Source organism: Blochmannia endosymbiont of Polyrhachis (Hedomyrma) turneri, assembly GCF_000973505.1.
GTDB lineage: Bacteria > Pseudomonadota > Gammaproteobacteria > Enterobacterales > Enterobacteriaceae > Blochmanniella.
The window spans coordinates 389,976-408,312 of record NZ_CP010048.1; the positions used below are offsets into that span (position 1 = coordinate 389,976).

General features: G+C 27.3%; 16 protein-coding genes and 2 pseudogenes. 6 read left to right on the top strand and 12 right to left on the bottom strand.

What is annotated here, in order from left to right; all coding sequences use genetic code 11:
• The first annotated feature begins 38 nt into the window (after positions 1-38).
• The 4 genes from BTURN675_RS01625 to ybgF all read left to right on the top strand — a co-directional run bounded on the left by BTURN675_RS01625 (position 39) and on the right by ybgF (position 3,772).
• The gene (locus BTURN675_RS01625; protein ID WP_046288816.1) at positions 39-1,028 is read left to right on the top strand and encodes a cell envelope integrity TolA C-terminal domain-containing protein; all 990 of its coding nucleotides are present in this window, start codon (positions 39-41) and stop codon (positions 1,026-1,028) included.
• Between the two features lie 90 nt (positions 1,029-1,118).
• Positions 1,119-2,423 carry a Tol-Pal system beta propeller repeat protein TolB gene (tolB, locus tag BTURN675_RS01630; protein ID WP_046288817.1) on the top strand — a complete coding sequence of 435 codons (1,305 nt, stop codon included), beginning with the start codon at positions 1,119-1,121 and terminating at the stop codon, positions 2,421-2,423.
• A 37-nt stretch (positions 2,424-2,460) separates the two neighbouring features.
• Complete coding sequence (gene pal / locus BTURN675_RS01635; protein ID WP_052722610.1) at positions 2,461-2,979, top strand: peptidoglycan-associated lipoprotein Pal; 519 nt, start codon at positions 2,461-2,463, stop codon at positions 2,977-2,979.
• 25 nt (positions 2,980-3,004) lie between these two features.
• Positions 3,005-3,772 (top strand): tol-pal system protein YbgF, encoded by a 768-nt coding sequence (gene ybgF / locus BTURN675_RS01640; RefSeq protein WP_046288818.1) that lies wholly within the window; start codon positions 3,005-3,007, stop codon positions 3,770-3,772.
• Between the two features lie 167 nt (positions 3,773-3,939).
• On the opposite strand, the gene gpmA is transcribed toward ybgF, so the two are convergent.
• A complete protein-coding gene (gene gpmA, locus BTURN675_RS01645; protein ID WP_046288819.1) occupies positions 3,940-4,653 on the bottom strand; it encodes a 2,3-diphosphoglycerate-dependent phosphoglycerate mutase in 714 nt (237 codons plus the stop codon).
• Between the two features lie 250 nt (positions 4,654-4,903).
• Here gpmA and pgl point away from each other — a divergent pair, with 250 nt between their 5' ends.
• Both pgl and BTURN675_RS01655 read left to right on the top strand, forming a co-directional pair.
• The gene (pgl, locus tag BTURN675_RS01650) at positions 4,904-5,920 is read left to right on the top strand and encodes a 6-phosphogluconolactonase (RefSeq protein WP_082086678.1); all 1,017 of its coding nucleotides are present in this window, start codon (positions 4,904-4,906) and stop codon (positions 5,918-5,920) included.
• Positions 5,921-6,056: 136 nt separating this feature from the next.
• Complete coding sequence (locus tag BTURN675_RS01655; protein WP_046288821.1) at positions 6,057-6,767, top strand: Bax inhibitor-1/YccA family protein; 711 nt, start codon at positions 6,057-6,059, stop codon at positions 6,765-6,767.
• Positions 6,768-7,042: 275 nt separating this feature from the next.
• On the opposite strand, the gene ychF is transcribed toward BTURN675_RS01655, so the two are convergent.
• The 11 genes and pseudogenes from ychF to thrS form a co-directional block, all read right to left on the bottom strand.
• Positions 7,043-8,158 (bottom strand): redox-regulated ATPase YchF, encoded by a 1,116-nt coding sequence (gene ychF, locus BTURN675_RS01660; RefSeq protein WP_046288822.1) that lies wholly within the window; start codon positions 8,156-8,158, stop codon positions 7,043-7,045.
• Positions 8,159-8,237: 79 nt separating this feature from the next.
• Positions 8,238-8,812 (bottom strand): annotated as a pseudogene (gene pth, locus BTURN675_RS01665) (aminoacyl-tRNA hydrolase).
• 95 nt (positions 8,813-8,907) lie between these two features.
• Positions 8,908-9,846, bottom strand: a complete 939-nt coding sequence (locus BTURN675_RS01670) for a ribose-phosphate pyrophosphokinase (RefSeq protein ID WP_046288823.1) — start codon at positions 9,844-9,846, stop codon at positions 8,908-8,910.
• 338 nt (positions 9,847-10,184) lie between these two features.
• Positions 10,185-10,778 carry a lipoprotein insertase outer membrane protein LolB gene (gene lolB / locus BTURN675_RS01675; protein WP_158332955.1) on the bottom strand — a complete coding sequence of 198 codons (594 nt, stop codon included), beginning with the start codon at positions 10,776-10,778 and terminating at the stop codon, positions 10,185-10,187.
• Between the two features lie 145 nt (positions 10,779-10,923).
• Positions 10,924-11,946: a lipoate--protein ligase gene (locus BTURN675_RS01680; RefSeq protein ID WP_046288825.1), complete on the bottom strand. Its 1,023-nt coding sequence runs from the start codon at positions 11,944-11,946 to the stop codon at positions 10,924-10,926.
• Between the two features lie 61 nt (positions 11,947-12,007).
• Positions 12,008-14,431, bottom strand: a complete 2,424-nt coding sequence (pheT, locus tag BTURN675_RS01685; RefSeq protein WP_046288826.1) for a phenylalanine--tRNA ligase subunit beta — start codon at positions 14,429-14,431, stop codon at positions 12,008-12,010.
• A gap of 15 nt (positions 14,432-14,446) precedes the next feature.
• Complete coding sequence (gene pheS, locus BTURN675_RS01690; RefSeq protein ID WP_046288827.1) at positions 14,447-15,442, bottom strand: phenylalanine--tRNA ligase subunit alpha; 996 nt, start codon at positions 15,440-15,442, stop codon at positions 14,447-14,449.
• 181 nt (positions 15,443-15,623) lie between these two features.
• Complete coding sequence (gene rplT, locus BTURN675_RS01695) at positions 15,624-15,974, bottom strand: 50S ribosomal protein L20 (protein ID WP_046288828.1); 351 nt, start codon at positions 15,972-15,974, stop codon at positions 15,624-15,626.
• 95 nt (positions 15,975-16,069) lie between these two features.
• Positions 16,070-16,267, bottom strand: coding sequence for a 50S ribosomal protein L35 (rpmI, locus tag BTURN675_RS01700; protein WP_046288829.1), 198 nt, complete (start codon positions 16,265-16,267; stop codon positions 16,070-16,072).
• Positions 16,268-16,325: 58 nt separating this feature from the next.
• Positions 16,326-16,862 (bottom strand): translation initiation factor IF-3, encoded by a 537-nt coding sequence (infC, locus tag BTURN675_RS01705; RefSeq protein WP_046288830.1) that lies wholly within the window; start codon positions 16,860-16,862, stop codon positions 16,326-16,328.
• Positions 16,863-16,874: 12 nt separating this feature from the next.
• A pseudogene (gene thrS / locus BTURN675_RS01710) lies at positions 16,875-18,110 on the bottom strand (threonine--tRNA ligase); the annotation flags it as partial.
• Positions 18,111-18,337: the final 227 nt, after the last annotated feature.

An 18,337-nucleotide genomic window follows, 5' to 3' on the forward strand; every position in this document is an offset into this window, starting at 1 on the left:
AATTTTGAATATTATTTATATTGTATTAATTGGAATATGTGGTGCCAAAATTTACTAAACCTGAAAAAAATAGTTTTATACTTTGCACTGTTTTATCAATGTTGTTGCATTTTATTTTAGCTGTTTTTTTGTATTATAGTTATACAGTAAAAAATAAAAATAATATATCAAAATTAGCAAATAAAAAAAAATTAACATCCATGGATATAGAATTAACTAATCAATACACAAAAACATCAAAACAACCATTTATTCAGACACCACAAGAAAAATTAAATAAAATAAAAATATTAGAAGACATCACACCCATGCAACCGGTTTCTCAACCATCTATTCAGACACCACAAGAAAAATTAAATAAAATAAAAATATTAGAAGACATCACACCCATGCAACCGGTTTCTCAACCATCTATTCAGACACCACAAGAAAAATTAAATAAAATAAAAATATTAGAAGACATCACACCCATGCAACCGGTTTCTCAACCATCTATTCAGACACCACAAGAAAAATTAAATAAAATAAAAATATTAGAAGACATCACACCCATGCAACCGGTTTCTCAACCATCTATTCAGACACCACAAGAAAAAAAACCACACATTTTACCTAACACTAAAAAAATTACAAATGAATCTAATCTCAATTATTTATTGAATAAATTCATCAATAATAATGAAAATTTACTACAATTAAAAAATATAAACATAAAATCTATTAATAATACTAAATTTTATGAACAAGAATATCAATCAAAACTAGATGCAATAAATTTATATAAAATCATGATTACTCAATCGATCATCAATAAATTTTACAATAATACTAATTTTTCTGGAAAACAATGTACTTTACATATCACATTAGAAGACAATGATACAACAAATATCATAAAATCATTTGAAGGCAATTTCGAACTATGTCAAGCGGCAATATCTGCAGTAAAATTAGCTGAAATACCAAAACCACCTGATTCAGAAATTGGTGAAATTTTTAAAAATATTACATTAAATTTTACACCATAATAAACATAAATACTATTCCTTTAATATCGAAAAAATAATAATTTATTCATAATTTTTTCCTCTGGGGATAGCAAACAATATTTTTAATCAATGTACCACATATTTACATTATTAATTGTTTTTTTTTGTATTCCATCATTGATTTTTGCAGAAATTTGCATTGATATTACTAAAGGAATTAACCGTCCACGTCCAATTAGTATTCTTCCTTTTAATACAACAAACCTACTCAATATTGGTGATATTGCCGAAATTATTGCATTTGATTTAAACAGTACTGGTAAATTTTATGTTTTATCTCGTACAGAATTTCCAGAACAGCCTACTAATCTTTCTGAAATTACTGTCCACAAATGGTTAAAATCAGGTAACGATATTATCGTTATTGGTAAAATCAATATTATAAATAATAATCAGTATGAAATTTTTTATCAATTAGTAAATATTGCTAATAAACATCCTAATAAGACTGTCATTTTACAAAATAAATATACAGTTACTCAAGAATGGATCCGTTATGCTGCACATACTATTAGTAACGACATTTTTGAAAAATTAATTGGTATTTCAGGGGAATTTTGTACTAAAATTGCTTACATTACGTATGTAAAAAATAGACAATATCCTTACAGATTGTATATTTCTGATTATGATGGTAATAATCAGATTTTAGTCTATCAATCTACAGAACCATTAATGTCACCCGCTTGGGCTCCATCTGGAAAACAATTAGCGTATGTACTATTTTCAAATAATCGTTCAATACTTGTATTACATGATTTAAACAATGGTTCTATACGACAAATAGTTAATTTTCCTCGCCATAATGGCGCACCTGCTTTTTCTCCTGATGGAAAAAAATTAGCTTTTGTTTTATCCAAAACAGGGAGTTTAAATTTATATATTATGGATCTTAGCTCTAATTATATTAAACAAATTACCAATGAACGTAATAATAATACAGAACCAAGTTGGTTTCCAGATAATAACAATTTAGCATATACTTCAGATCGAAGTGGAAAACCGCAAATATACAAGATTGATACTAGCAAAAAAAATATTTCATCAAAAAGATTATCTTGGGAAAATGTTAAAAATCAAAATGGAAAGGTTAGTTCTGATGGAAAATTTTTGATTATGATAAGTGGAAACAATAATGCTCAATATATTACAAAATTAAATTTGCTAACCGAACAATATCAAAAATTAACAAACAGCACATTAGATGAAACACCTACATTATCACCAAGTAATAACATGATTATTTACAGTACATCAGAACAATCATCTTCTGCTAAACTATATCTAATTTCAGTTGATGGACGATTTAAAACTTGCCTTCCAATAAATGACGAACAAGTTAGATTTCCTGCGTGGTCTCCATATATAAAATAATCTTAAGTTATAAAAAAATTACATAAGGATAATAATTATGAACATAAAATTCTCACCATTACAATATATTATATTTATAATGATTTCTAATATATATATAACATCTTGTTGCAACAATGATTCAATTGATACTGAGTACAAAAAAAACGTAAATATAAATACCACTCAACATACTAATGATACAAATCCATTTGTGATGAACAACATAACCAATCAAATTCGCATTTTAAAAAATATAAACACAATTTATTTTGATCTTGATCAATATAATATTTTGCCTCAATTTTTTCAAATATTACATAAACACGCTGATTTTTTATGTAAAAATGAATATTATAAAATAGTTATAGAAGGACATGCAGATGAACGAGGTACACCAGAATATAATATTGCTTTAGGAGAACGTCGTGCAAATTCTGTTAAAATGTATTTACAAAGCTTAGGTGTATTAGATCAACAAATGTCTATTTTGTCTTATGGTAAAGAAAAACCAATCTTTTTAGGACATCATGAAGATGATTATGCAAAAAACAGACGAGTTGTATTAGCATATTAATTCAATAAATTATTTATTAAAAGCGATGAAAACATATTTAAACGTTATTTCCTTCAATGCGGTCATAGTTATATCTTTAAGTATGATTCATTCTATAAATGCTTATTCAAATATTGCTAATCATAAAAATATACAAAACAACATAACTCAATTAAAAAATATTTCTCATGCACATAGTGAATGTTTAATAAATTTTCAAAAACAAATTTTATTAATAGAAGAAGATATTAATGTTTTAAGAGGACAAATTCAAGACACTGAACATCAATTATCAAAAATGATTGAACAACAAAAAAATATTATTCAAAAAATAGATGGGATCATAAAGAAAAAATCAAATCTATCAAATAATTACATTGATAATAATGTGATTTTTCATTCAAAAAACACAGAAAACATTTTTCACACTAATAATGATAACAATCAACATATTAATGATTATAATAAAGCTGTAAGTTTAGTTTTAGAAAACAAACAATATGAACAAGCTATTCAGGCGTTTCAAAAATTTATATTACAATATCCTAATTCTGTATACCAACCGAACGCACATTATTGGTTAGGACAATTAAATTATAGAAAGGGTAATAAACATAATGCATCATATCATTTCGCATTAGTAGCAAAAAAATACCCAAAATCACTAAAAGCAGCAGATTCTCTGTTAAAAGTTGGAATTATCATGCAAGAAAATGGTGACAACGACAACGCCAAATTTATTTATAAACAAATTAATTATTTGTACCCAAATAGTGATGCAGCTAAACAAATTCACAAACGATTAAAGCAATAATAAATAATGTCATTTACAATAATTAATGTTTTCAAAATTACAAAATATTTTTAACACAACAAAAAACAAAAAAATATGTGTTTTATTTTAATGTTCACATCTTATCCGTTTTTGTAACTACAAAAGGTTATTCCCCAATCTTACAAATAATATTTCACAAGCCAGTATTAATTAATACGTAAATAATAAAATTTAATAAAACTAAAATTTATGTCAGGGTCAAATTCACAAACTATTGGTATCCCAGTGGGGATATTAAGATCAATAATTTCATCATCATTTAAGTTATTTAAAAACTTTAGTATAGCTCGAATAGTATTTCCATGAACACTAACAATCAACGATTTTTTATTTTTAATTTGAGGAAAAATTTCATGTGTCCAGTAAGGAAGAATGCGATTTAACGCTAATGATAAACTTTCCGAACGAGGTAATTCTTTGAAATTTAAATTAACGTAACGAGGATCTTTTCGTAACAATAAAACTTCATCAGCATCTGTTTGCGGAGGGCTAATAAAAAAGCTTCGTCTCCATTGTTTCACTTGTTCGGCACCATATTTTTTAATAACGTCGCATTTATTCATCCCCTGTAAAGATCCATAATGTCTTTCATTTAATCGCCATGATTTTTTAACTGGTAACCATGTTTGATTAAGTTCATCCATGATTATCCATAGAGTGTGAATAGCACGTTTTAACACTGACGTATAACCACAATCAAAAACAAACCCTTCTTTTTTCAAGAATTTTCCAGCTTGTTTGGCATCATGACATCCTTTCTCTGAAAGGCCAATATCCACCCAACCAGTAAAACGATTCTCCTTATTCCACTGACTTTCTCCATGTCGAATAAGTACTAACTGAATATTCGTGCTTTTCATCATCACAGTAAAATCTCACTTAAATTAATATACAGACATTAATTTAGTATCATACCATTTATATTGTATTATCTATATAATATAATATTGTTACTGATATTTCAAAAAAAATATACTAAAAATTTTTAAACAATCATTATTTACACACTGTATAAAAATATCATTTAAATGGTTTATCACAACAATAAACAAACATTCTAACTAATATCCATAATCATTAACTTTCACAATATTATATTAAAGATATTACATGATGAAACAAATAATTTACATTACGAGCCCGAATAGTCACAACATACATGTTTGGAAAATAGATGAAAATTTATTACCACGACCAATACAAACAATAAATACCATAGAACAAGTACAACCTATGATTATTCATCCTAACAAAAAAAAATTATACGTTGGAACGCGAATTACTCCTAAAATAATTATTTATCATATTGAAAAAAATGGAATTCTTAACCAACAAGGAGAACTATTAATTTCCGGATATTCAACACATTTAAACATTAATAAACAAGGATCTTGTCTCTATTCTACCTCTTATAATAACAATAGTTTAGATGTCATACAATTAAATAACTCCGGTGAATGCACGTCAATATTACAAATATTAACAGGATTATCAGGATGTCATTCCTCGAATATAGAGATAACTAATACAAGATTGTGGGTACCGTGCTTAAAGGAAGATTCTGTAAGAATATACGATATCAATAATTTAGGAACATTAAATACTCGTTCATTAAAAATGATTAACATTAAAACTAATTCAGGCCCTCGACATATGGTATTTCATCATTCATATCGTTATGCATATATTATTAACGAAATCAGTAGTACTGTTAATGTTGTTAAAATTAATAAATATACTAATTGCACACCAATAATTACACAAACAGTGAATATTATTCCTGATGATAATATGAATATAAAAATCACAAAGAATAATTGGGCATCAGATATACATATTACCCATGATAATTGTTGGCTATATTGTAGCGAACGTCAAACTAGTATTATCAGTTATTTTAAAATACTTCAGGAAGGTAAAAAATTACAATATGCAGGCTCTCAAGCTACTGAATCACAACCTAGAGGATTTGCAATAGATGATAGCGGAACATACTTAACTGTAGCTGGACAAAAATCAAATTTCTGTTCTGTGTATGAAATTGATAAAAAAATTGGTGCATTAAAACACTTTTTTCGATTTCCAGTCGGAATTGGCCCTACTTGGATTAAAATTTTAAATCAATAAAATTTGAAATTTATCGAAAATTTCTTGCTGAAATAAAATTTTACTCTTGACCTCCTGTAATTTATACGATAATCTTAAACCAAACAGTTTTTATCATGTTGATTATGTATTTACGTTTAAATTTAAGGTGATATTTATGGACCGATTCTCCCGTTTTCAAGGTGCACTTGTAGAACGAGCCAATAGTACAATTCAGCCGTTTATTGCGCAAGTGTTTGGCTGGATGTCTTGTGGGTTATTATTAACATCTTTTGTTGCATGGTATGCTTCTCAATCACCAATAATATTACAGTTTATTTTTTCTAATCAAATCACTTTTTTTAGTCTAATTATTATTCAATTAGGGTTAGTTTTTGTCCTTTCTGGTATGGTGTCTCGTTTAAGTGGGGCATTAGCAACAACATTATTCATGTTTTACTCAATGCTGACTGGATTAACTTTATCTAGCATTTTTATTATTTATACTGCTTCTTCTATTGCCAGTACTTTTATAGTAACTGCAGGAATGTTTGGAACTATGACATGTTATGGTTATACTACTAAACGAGATTTAAGTAGCTTGGGAAACCTACTATTTATGGCCATGATTGGAATAATATTGGGTTCTGTGGTGAACCTATGGTTGAAAAGTACTCCGTTAATGTGGTTAATTACTTATATTGGTGTTGTTATATTCGTTGCCTTGACTGCTTATGACACACAAAAATTAAAATCCATGGGCGCTACTTTAGCTATGGACAATAAAGAGCAAGTTAGAAAGTATTCCATTCTAGGAGCACTAACGTTGTATCTTGATTTTATAAATTTATTTTTGATGATGATTCGAATTTTTGGTAATCGAAGATAAACAAAAAATCAAAAATTTATATATTTATATAAAATGACATTACATTAATAGTTGATTTTTTGTTAGTTTAGTGTCACTGCTTGTACGTTAATTTTTTATATAAATTTTAATTAATTATTATAAAACAACAAAATAACAAAAACAGGTGTTGTTGTCCTTTATTATAAACAGTAAACATAATATTTTTGTTTTATGCTTTTTTTTATAAATAAAATAAAGGACAATAACAGCTCTGCTAATTTAATGACACGTTTATTATTTTATATTCTTATATATCATATCAAGAAATGTAATATATCACCATCTTGAATGAGGTAGTTTTTTCCTTCAATTTTAATTTTTCCGTGTTTTTTTGCAGAAAACTTTCCTTGAAAAAAAATAAAATCATTATATCGCACAACTTGAACGCGAATAAACATTCTTCGAAAATCGCTATGAATCATATCAGCTGCTTGTATTGCTACAGTGTCTTTTGATATTATCCATGCTCTTATCTCTTGTGTATTAACAGTGAAAAATGTTTTTAATCGTAAAACATGATATAATGTATTAACAAAATCAAATATTTTAGAGTGATTAAAGTAATCTTCAAAAAAAGACACCATATCATCAAACATAATATCATTATATTTAACTTTTGTTCTCATTGATTCCGATGCAGACAAAACACATATTGGTATATATGGAACATTATCAACAGTAGAAATTTCTGATATTTCATTCAAATAATAATTATTATTACTAATACTGTCGATATTAGCGATATATATCATTGGTTTATAAGTTAAAAAATTAAAATTCTTCAGAATCACTTTCTCTTCTTTATCGAAAATAAGATTGCATAATCTAGTTCCCTCATATAAATGTTCTAAACAATTATTTAATAATGATACAGTTTGAGTAATATCTTTAACAACATCTTTTTTTTTGTCGTATCTACTAGTTTTTATTAAGGACGATATCAATCGTTCACAAAGTGAAATATCAAACAATACTAACTCATCATGAATAATCTGAATATCTGTTTTAGGATCAATGTTATTATTAACATGATAAATATCATTTTTATCAAAACATCGAACAACATGACATAAAATATCAACTTGTGCAATATCATTTAAAAACTTATTACCTAATCCTTCTCCTCGTGAAGCCCCTTTAATCAATCCAGCAATATCAACTAACACTATATTTCCAGGAATTATACGTGTTGTGTGTACAAATTTAGATAACTTATATAGACGAATATCTAATATTGAAAGAATCCCTCGATTAGCATTGATGGTACAAAACGGAAAATTTTCAGATTTTACTGAAGAATGTGTAAGTAAGTTAAACAAAGTTGATTTACCTACATTTGGCAAACCAATAATACCACATTTGAATGTCATAATATTTTAATATTATATAAATGATAATAATTTACACCCACATTAAATACAGTTATTAATAATTAATTTCAATAAAACATTAACATTTATTTAAACATTGTACAAACCCAGAAATATTTTTTATCAAAATCATTTCAGTGCAATTTACTACTTTAATAAGTAGTTCATCAATTTTTTTTTTTCTTGTAAAGAAGGTTCGCTAAGCACAAAACGAGTTATTGAATTTTTTCTTAAAGGACGACCAATACCAATTCTCAATCTATAAAAATTTTGATTGTCTAATTTTTTAATAATATCTTTGATTCCATTATGTCCATTATATCCACCAGAAAATTTTAATTGTGCACGACCTGGAAGCAAATCAAGTTCATCATGTGCCACTAAAATTTCATCACAAGATAATTGATAAAATTTAGCAATAGATAAAACAGACATTCCACTCATATTCATATAAGTAGTTGGTATTAATAATCTAACATCAAAATCACATAAAACAATTTTTGCTGTATATCCATAAAATCTGTTTTCTTTTTTTAAAGAACATTGACCATTATACAACATCATTAATTTTTCAACATACCAAGCGCCAATATTATGACGGGTATTAAAATATTCAGACGAAAAATTAGCTAAACCAACAATAAGTTTAATCATGTTTTTATTATTTATCCTTCATTTAATGAATACTGACTCACTGCTAATACATCAACTTTATACTAATTTACTATAATCTAAAATATCTCCACTGATTAATGTTGAAACATAGCAGAAATTGATTCCTCGTTACTAATTCTTCGAATAATTTCAGCTAACATACCAGAAAGTGTTAATATTCGAATATTAGATAAAGATTTCATGCACGTGCTTAATGGAATTGTGTCACAAATTACAATTTCATCAATTACTGAAGTACTAAGGTTTGTATAAGCATTTCCAGAAAAAATTGGATGGGTGGCATAAGCAAATACCCTTTTAGCACCCTTTGTTTTTAACACATCAGCAGCTTTACATAACGTTTCACCAGTGTCAATCATGTCATCCACTAATATACAATCACGGTCAGAAATATCTCCAATAATATTTACAATTTCTGCAATGTTAGCACGGGGTCTACGTTTATCAATAATAGCCATGTCAGTATCATAAAGTAATTTTGCAATTGCTCGTGCACGCACAACACCTCCAATATCTGGAGATACTACAATAGGATTTTCTAATTTTTTTTGTAACATATCTTCTAAAAGAACTAAACTACTAAAAACATTGTCTACAGGAACATCAAAAAAACCTTGAATCTGTTCAGCATGTAAATCAACAGTTAAAATTCGATCTATACCTACACTTGATAAAAAATTTGCCACTACTCTAGAGGTAATCGGAACACGAGCAGATCGTACACGGCGATCCTGTCTGGCATAACCAAAATAAGGAATTACTGCTGTGATTCTACCAGCTGATGCACGACGTAATGCATCAACCATAACTACTAATTCCATTAAATTATCATTTGTAGGAAAACAGGTAGATTGAATAATGAAAATATCTCCTCCTCGTACATTTTCATTGATTTGTACACTTACTTCTCCATCATTAAATCTACCAACAGAAGCATTACCAAGTTTTATATATAAACGATTAGCTATTTTATGTGCTAATTCTGGAGTAGCATTCCCAGAAAATAATTTCATTAAAATATATCCTAATTTTGTCTAGAACAAAATTGTTCACAATATATAATCTAAACACCACATATATAATATAAGTCAAAAAATAATACAATTACATGCTATAACTATTAACAATTTTTTTTAAAAAAATATTAATACTGATATTTTAACAATTTATCTAAAAAAAATCTCTATAATGAAAACAAGAATAAACAAATTTATTTTAATACCATTATTCATGGTAACTATATCGTTATAATTAAAAAATTAAAATAATTTTAAAAAAATAACATTTATCAATTAATTTATTGTGAATATATAAAATCAAACTGACTTTTCTGATAATAGATCACAATAAATCACTGTATTTTCCAATTATATATTTTTATATTAAAAAAATAATTTTTATCACATAATATTTCTATGACTTTAGGTAACATAGGGCAACTACTATTATAGTAACTTTTGTACAATATTGTAAAATTACCACTATTACATGGACAGTAAACTTTTTCTAAACAACACTTTGCGTTCAAAATAAAATCACATTCATTATGACCAGGCAAACCAACTATCCATGCTTTAAAATTTTTAAATGAAATCTTCAAATGTAATAATTCTTGAATTATATTTTCGAAATAATCAATAGTACAACAATTTTTTATACTTTTATCATCAACAGGACATACTTTATTTTCTAATATGTTAATTTCAATACTTTCTAATCCAATAGGATGGATAAAAATAAATTTGTAATGTTCATCATTAACTTTTTGCCAAACAAACGATAATCGTTTCCAATGCGTTTGAAAAATAGCACATGTTATAACACCTCGAATCTGATACCTTTTTACTTTTAATAAAGATTCTCTATGTTTTTGCCATGCGTTAAAATTTTGACAATTATTAAAAAAATATTTTTCATATCTGCAAGAATTTACAACAAAATGCATTAATATAAATAAAAAATAAAAAAACACCTTACAATGATACATTATTTAATAATATATATATCGTATTTATTTTTCATATATACTCTGTTTTTTATTAGAAAAAATATATTATGAATTTTTATAAAATAATTTTTTATATTTTACCTCAAGACACACATTGTTCTAACCATTTACTAATTTCTGTTAATTCCGGATATTCTAACCACCGTTTCATCCATTGTTTACAACAAAATCGAATATTTTTTGGGTTATATGGTACATTAATTAACCGAAATGATAATTCTTCTAATGGGTCAGGATATAAACTATCAGTAAACATACAACTACGAACAATAGTACCATTTTCTATATCAAAAAAAAATGACACACCCCCCCAATCAAAACGCGTATTCAACTCATGACTAAAATCAGGGGCAAGTCCAAAATTCCATTTCCAAGAACTTTGCTTAAGAAATAATTTCAAAAATTCGAAATCATCTGAAAAAATTTTAGGTGAAATAATTTCTGATATTACTTCTTGATCACAAGCATTGAAAAAAGATTCTTTTAAAGATTGACATAACATTTCATGATTGATATTTGGTTTTATTTGAATTAAATTAACTACCCTAGAACGAATTGAGGTGATCCCTTTTGATTGTAATTTTTTTTCATCTGGAGTAAGGTAATAAACTAACTTGTTTAGATCAGTATGTAACAATAAAGTTCCATGGTGAAATTTTCCACAATTTGTCCGGCGGTATGCGGATCCGCTTATTTTTCGATTTCCATAATTAGTTTTCACTAAAATATCATTTCTTCCACATACAAAAGCATCAATATTTACTCGGTGTAAAGCATCAAGAACAATCTTTGTAGAAAAATTATCATCATGATCAAAAAATTTACTTTTACTCGACATAAAAGTAAAACAGGTATTTCCCAAATCATGAAAAACAGCCCCCCCACCACTACTTCGCCTAGCTAACCGAACACCATCCCGGTCCATACGCCGAGTATTACATTCTTTCCATGGATTTTGCGCTCTGCCAATAACAACAGTATCACAATTACGCCATAAAAATAATATACATTGATATTTTGGCATATTATGAAATATATAATTTTCTGCTGCTAAATTAAACCATGGATCATACGAATCTGAAAACAACAATCGAATTGAAGACATCTTATTTTACTCCTGTAAAATTAGGAATACAAAAAACTAAATTATATATTTTTTTAGCTATCTATTTATCTCTTAATAACACTTGGAAACGATTTTTAAGTACAAAAATACATTCTTGAATAATTAATTTAATCTCTTTTTCTTGCAATGTATGAGCAGTATGATATATATAAAGACTAATAGATAAACTTTTAAAGCCATTGGGAATTCCATGCCCTCGATAAATATCGAATAATGTAATATCAATTAATTTATCTTTAATAGTCTTTTTACATTCAAATATAATTTCTCCAGCAGAAATATGTTCAGGAACAATGATAGAAATATCACGACGGTTAATTGGGAATTTAGGAATAATAATATTTTTTAATGTCATTTTATTTTGAGATATCTTATCCCAAAACAATTCAAAAGCACATGTAGTAGTTTTTAATTTTAATTTTTTAGCTAAAATTGGATGAATAACACCAACAAATCCAACATACTCTTCTCGTAAAAAAATTGATGCACTTTGACCAGGATGTAATGGTAAATATACATTTGTTGACTTAAATTCAATATCATTTAATTGCCCCATAAACTCCAATAATGCTTCTATATCACCTTTAATATCGTAAAAATCTAACGAACGAGACAAAACATCCCAATGATCGTCAAATCTTTCTCCAGTTATGATACCAGATAACATAAGATGTTGATGAATTTTATTATCTATATTGGATCTATTAGGTAAAAAACATTGACCACATTCAAATAAACGAATATTTTTTTGTTGTCTATTTTGGTTATAAATTAACGTGTTTAAAAGTCCTACTAATAATGATAAACGCATTACAGACATATCATTTGTAAGTGGATTAAATAACTTTATCGGAAGATTGTGGGGATACAACAAATTTTGAATATCATGATTAACAAAACTATACGTGATTATTTCTTGATATCCCAAATCCACAAGTAACGTTTTTATTCGAGATAATGAAAAGTTATTTTTGATGTGTTTATTTATATGCAACTTAGCGTATACAGAAACTTCTGCTATTTTATCATAACCATGTAATCGAACAATTTCTGCTATTAAATCTTCTTCAATTTTTATATCAAAACGCCAAGTAGGTACCAAAACTATCCATGAAACATCTTTTTGATAAATTTGTACACTACAACCTAAATGAATCAAAATATCAACAATTTCATTATTTGAAATAATATAACCAAGTAATCTATTTAATGTACTACGATACAAAATAATAGCATTTTTCTTTGGCAACATATTTTGATTAATAACAGATGTTATTGCACCAGATCCTCCACCACACATTCTGAGCAGAAAAAACGTAGCACGCTCTAATGCTAATTCAGAAACTTCTGGATTAATACCATTTCGTTCATAATATTGGGAAGAATAAGTAGTTATTCCATATCGTTTTATAGATCGAATAATATGCAACGAATTAAAAAATGCAGATCCTAAAAATATATTAGAAATTTTTGAAAAATTTAAAGTATCAAAATTTTTAACAGATATTCCAGCTATTTCTAAAGGACCTGTATGATCAGCAATAATTAAAGTATCTGGACTCAGAGCTATTTCATTATCATATGAAATAGCTATGGTTTCTTTCTGAGCAGCGAAACGAACATTAATGCCACCATGAATATCATTTAGATCAAAAATATGTATTGGTTGCCCCAATTCTAATAACACATAATTAATAATGTCCATTACTATATTAGAAATCATGACTCCAGAACGTCTTAATTTTTCTTTCATCCACAACGGTGTGGAAATAGAGGTATCAATATTTTTTAATATTCTTCCGAAATAACATGGACATGCTTCAGGAACATCAATAGATATTGATACTACATCATCAATCGTAGGTATTACATGATCAATTTTAGGATATTGAATAGGTAAGCGATATATCGCTGCGATATCATGCGCAATTCCCATTAAATTCAAACAATCACCACGATTGGGTGTGATAGAAATATCGAAAATATTATCATCTAATTGTAAATATGTTCTTAAATCTTGACCAAGTGGTGCATCCATTGGCAGTTCAATTATAGAATTATTTATAATAATATCATGATATATGATTCCTAAAGACTTAAACGAACACAGGATCCCTTCCGATAATTCATTCTGTATTTGAATACATTTTACTTGTAAATTATTAGGTAAATTTGCGCCCCTAAGAGCAACTGCTACCCGAATATTTTTTTTACATCTTTTCGAATTAGAGATAATTTTAAACACACCTACATGGCCAGTGTCTATTGTATTAACCAACAAATTACAATTATCAGGATGTACTTTGACATCTATGATGTTACCAATTACTACACCAGTAAAATATAATGAAACAGGTTCTACTACATTAACTTTTAAACCTGACATAGTAATTTTTTTAGCCAACGTAACACTATCAACGGGTAGGTTAACCCATTCGCGTAACCATAATTCACTAAATTTCACCCACTAACCTCAACATCATTTAAATTGTTTAAGAAAACGCAAATCATTTTCAAAAAACAAACGCAAATCAGTAATATCATAATATAACATTGCTAATCGTTCTATTCCGATACCAAAAGCAAAACCAGAAAATATTTTTGGATCAATATTAACATTATTTAAAACATGTGGATGAACCATACCACAACCTAATATTTCCAGCCAATCATAATTTTTTAACAATATATCTATTTCAGCTGAAGGTGCTGTAAAAGGGAAATATGAAGGCCTGAAACGTATCTTTATAGAATTTTTAATACTTGTAAAGAAATCATATAAAAAATTAGACATGATATATTTCAAATTACTAAAACTAATATTTTTATCGACAACTAATCCTTCTATTTGATGAAACATAGGTGTATGATATTTATCATAATCTTTTCGATATACACGTCCTGGCGAAATAACCATAATTGGTGGATCGTTAATTTCTTGCATAACACGAATTTGCATACCAGAAGTTTGTGTACGAAGTAAATAAGTTGTATCAATCCAAAAAGTGTCCTGTTCATTACGGGCAGGATGATTATCAGGAATATTCAGTGCATCAAAATTATAATAGCTATTTTCAATTTCTGGACCATATACCACAGAGAATCCTATATTTTTAAAAAATAAAATAACACGATTCATTGTATGTGTTATCGGATGTAATCCAGCAATTGAAGGTTTACGTCCTGGAAGAGAAATGTCTAACACACTATCTACAATTTCTTTATCAATAGACATTAATTGCAAAACGTTTCTTTTCTGAAAAATCAGTTCTTCTATTTCTTTTTTTGCTTTATTAATAATTTTATATTTTTTAGAACGTAACTCCGGAGGTAAATTGCGTAAAGTTTTTATTTTCTGTGTAAAATGTCCATTTCTTCCTAAACACTTAACTTTTAAAAATTCTAAAACATCAAGATTTGTTGTTTTGTTAATGGCGATTTTTGTTTGTTCAATAACATTTAAAAATTTTAACATAAATTTTCTCAAATATTAACATACAAAAACACATAATTGATTAATTCCACTGTATTGTTACATTATAAATATAAATGCCATGTATATTTAATAAATAAATAATTTATGTAATTTATATGAAAAAAATATACATTTCAGTAAACATATTTTAAATTATTAAAAAAATATCTTCATTCCATGATTAAATAGATCTAATCTTTTTTATTAATAAAGAAAATGTTGTTTGATCAAACATAGCAAGATCAGCAAGTACTTTACGGTTCATCATTATAGATGATTCATGTAATTTATTTATTAAACTGCTGTATGACATACTATTTTCCCTAGCAGCAGCGTTAATTTTTATAATCCATAATTGCCTGAATTGCCGTTTTTTTTGGCGCCGATCACGATAAGAATATACTCCAGCTTTAATCATTGCTTGAAATGCCACACGATACGCCCTCGAACGAGCACCATAATAACCCTTCGTTCGTGAAATTACTTTTTTATGTCTAGCATGTGCAGCTACACTATTTTTCACACGAACCATAATTTTCCTTTTTTATTTGAATATATAATTATTTTTTACACGAAATTATTTAAATTTTTCATGTATATTTGCCATTAAAAATGGCAACATAATACTTATACATAAGGCAAATATTTTTTAACTGTTGTTAAACAACTTTTAGAAACTAAAGATTTTTTCCGTAAATGACGTTTTCGTTTGGTCGATTTTTTAGTTAAAATGTGTTGCAAATAAGAATGTTTATACTTAAATTTCCCCAACGATGTTTTTTTAAATCGTTTACTGGCACTACGCAACGTTTTCATTTTTAACATAACATTTTCCAAACACAGCCCATATCTTCATCTTTAGATACAATATTTAACATAATATTTATTTTTTTGAACTTAATAACATAACCATTTGCCTACCTTCTAACTTATTGGGGAAAAAATCTACTACTGACCATTCTTGTAGATCGTTACATAAACGATGTAAAATTTTCACCCCTAAATCTTGATGTGCTAATTCCCCCCCCCGGAAACGTAAAGTAATTTTAATTTTATCTCCCAATTGCAAAAAACGAATTATATTTCGCAATTTAATTTTATAATCACCTTCATCAGTATTTGGACGAAATTTAATTTCTTTAAGATGTATGATTTTTTGTTTCTTTTTTTGTTCTTTTATAGATTTATTTTTTTCATATAAAAATTTTCCATAATCCATAATACGGCATACTGGCGGTATGGTATTAGAATTAATTTCCACTAAATCAAGTTCTAGTTCTTGAGATTTTAAAAGCGCTACATCCAAACTGACGATGCCAATCTGTTTACCGTCTGTGCCAGTCAATCGCACTTTGTTAGCAAAAATTTCTTGATTAATTCGATTAGGTCGTATCGACTGATTTCTTCTTCCAGTTTTGATATTTCCCCCTTATTATTGATAAGCGTAACTTTTAATTTCATATATTAATTTATTTATAAAAACATTCACATCATAATTTCCCAAATTTTTTCCTCTAGATGTACGAACAGATACTGTTTTTTCACTAATTTCTTTATCACCACAAATTAATATATAAGGTATACGTTTCAATGTATGCTCTCTAATTTTAAAACCTATGGTTTCGTTACGTAAATCCGCTTTCACACGAATATCTAATTTCAACATATCTTTCTTTAACATAAGAATATATTGTGCATGTTTTTCTGTAATATTTAACAAAACCACTTGTACTGGAGCCAACCAAATAGGATAAAATCCTGCACATTCTTCTGTTAAAATAGCAATAAAACGTTCTATTGAACCAAGAACAGCCCTGTGAATCATCACTGGTGGAACTCTATTATTATACATATCTACATAAAACGCATCTAAACTATTTGGCAAAGAAAAATCTAACTGTATTGTACCACATTGCCAGAATCTATTCATGGAATCTAATAAAGTAAATTCAATCTTTGGTCCATAAAACGCCCCTGCATTCATTTGATATTTAAATACAATATTATTTTCCTTTAAAATGTTAGCTAAACTACGTTCTGATATATCCCATATGACATCTTCACCAATTCTTTTTTCCGGTCGGGTAGATAATTGAACAATTATATTTTTAAAACCAAATATATCATAAATATCATACATCATTTTCACACAACAATTAAGTTCATCAAGAATTTGGGATTGCATACAAAATATATGCCCATCATCTTGTACAAATCCTCGTGTTCGCATTAATCCATGTAATGCTCCAGAAGGTTCATTACGGTAACAACTTCCAAATTCTGCTAGCCGTATCGGTAAATCTCGATAGGATTTCACTCCTTGATTAAAAATTTTTACGTGGCCAGGACAATTCATCGGTTTAATACAATATTCATCATTTTCTGAAGCAATAGTATACATATATTCAGAATAATTATCCCAATGACCAGTTTTTTTCCACAACGTTTGCTTCATCATCCATGGAGTTTTAACTTCCTGATATTCGTATATTTTAAATTTTTTTCTTATGAATTTTTCTAACTCACAAAATATTATCCATCCATTAGGGTGCCAACACACCAAACCAGGAGCATTTTCTTCTATATGATACAAATCAAGTTGTTTGGCAAGTTTGCGATGATCTACTTTTTTTTTATTCATATCTGTTTTAATATATAATGATATATGAAATCTTTTTTTACGAACAGGACTATTTTTTTTAAAAAAATAACGTATAATCTTAAAAATATCTTGTAACCAATTTAAATATTTTAATTTTAGATTAATTAAAATGTTTTAACATAATTTATTTAATAAAGACCAAAATAATAAGTTAACAGACAACACTAAATAAACTAACAGATAACACCAACTATGATCATTGAGTTATTTAATAATACCATAGTAGCATTATA

Bases quoted from the DNA above. Each gene is read 5' to 3' on its own strand.
- ybgF (WP_046288818.1), top strand. From the start codon at position 3,005: ATGAAAACATATTTAAACGTTATTTCCTTCAATGCGGTCATAGTTATA.
- pheS (WP_046288827.1), bottom strand. From the start codon at position 15,442: ATGTTAAAATTTTTAAATGTTATTGAACAAACAAAAATCGCCATTAAC.
- BTURN675_RS01655 (WP_046288821.1), top strand. From the start codon at position 6,057: ATGGACCGATTCTCCCGTTTTCAAGGTGCACTTGTAGAACGAGCCAAT.
- BTURN675_RS01680 (WP_046288825.1), bottom strand. From the start codon at position 11,946: ATGTCTTCAATTCGATTGTTGTTTTCAGATTCGTATGATCCATGGTTT.
- tolB (WP_046288817.1), top strand. From the start codon at position 1,119: ATGTACCACATATTTACATTATTAATTGTTTTTTTTTGTATTCCATCA.
- rplT (WP_046288828.1), bottom strand. From the start codon at position 15,974: ATGGTTCGTGTGAAAAATAGTGTAGCTGCACATGCTAGACATAAAAAA.
- gpmA (WP_046288819.1), bottom strand. From the start codon at position 4,653: ATGAAAAGCACGAATATTCAGTTAGTACTTATTCGACATGGAGAAAGT.
- pal (WP_052722610.1), top strand. From the start codon at position 2,461: ATGAACATAAAATTCTCACCATTACAATATATTATATTTATAATGATT.
- ychF (WP_046288822.1), bottom strand. From the start codon at position 8,158: ATGACATTCAAATGTGGTATTATTGGTTTGCCAAATGTAGGTAAATCA.
- lolB (WP_158332955.1), bottom strand. From the start codon at position 10,778: ATGCATTTTGTTGTAAATTCTTGCAGATATGAAAAATATTTTTTTAAT.
- pgl (WP_082086678.1), top strand. From the start codon at position 4,904: ATGATGAAACAAATAATTTACATTACGAGCCCGAATAGTCACAACATA.
- BTURN675_RS01670 (WP_046288823.1), bottom strand. From the start codon at position 9,846: ATGAAATTATTTTCTGGGAATGCTACTCCAGAATTAGCACATAAAATA.
- rpmI (WP_046288829.1), bottom strand. From the start codon at position 16,267: ATGTTAAAAATGAAAACGTTGCGTAGTGCCAGTAAACGATTTAAAAAA.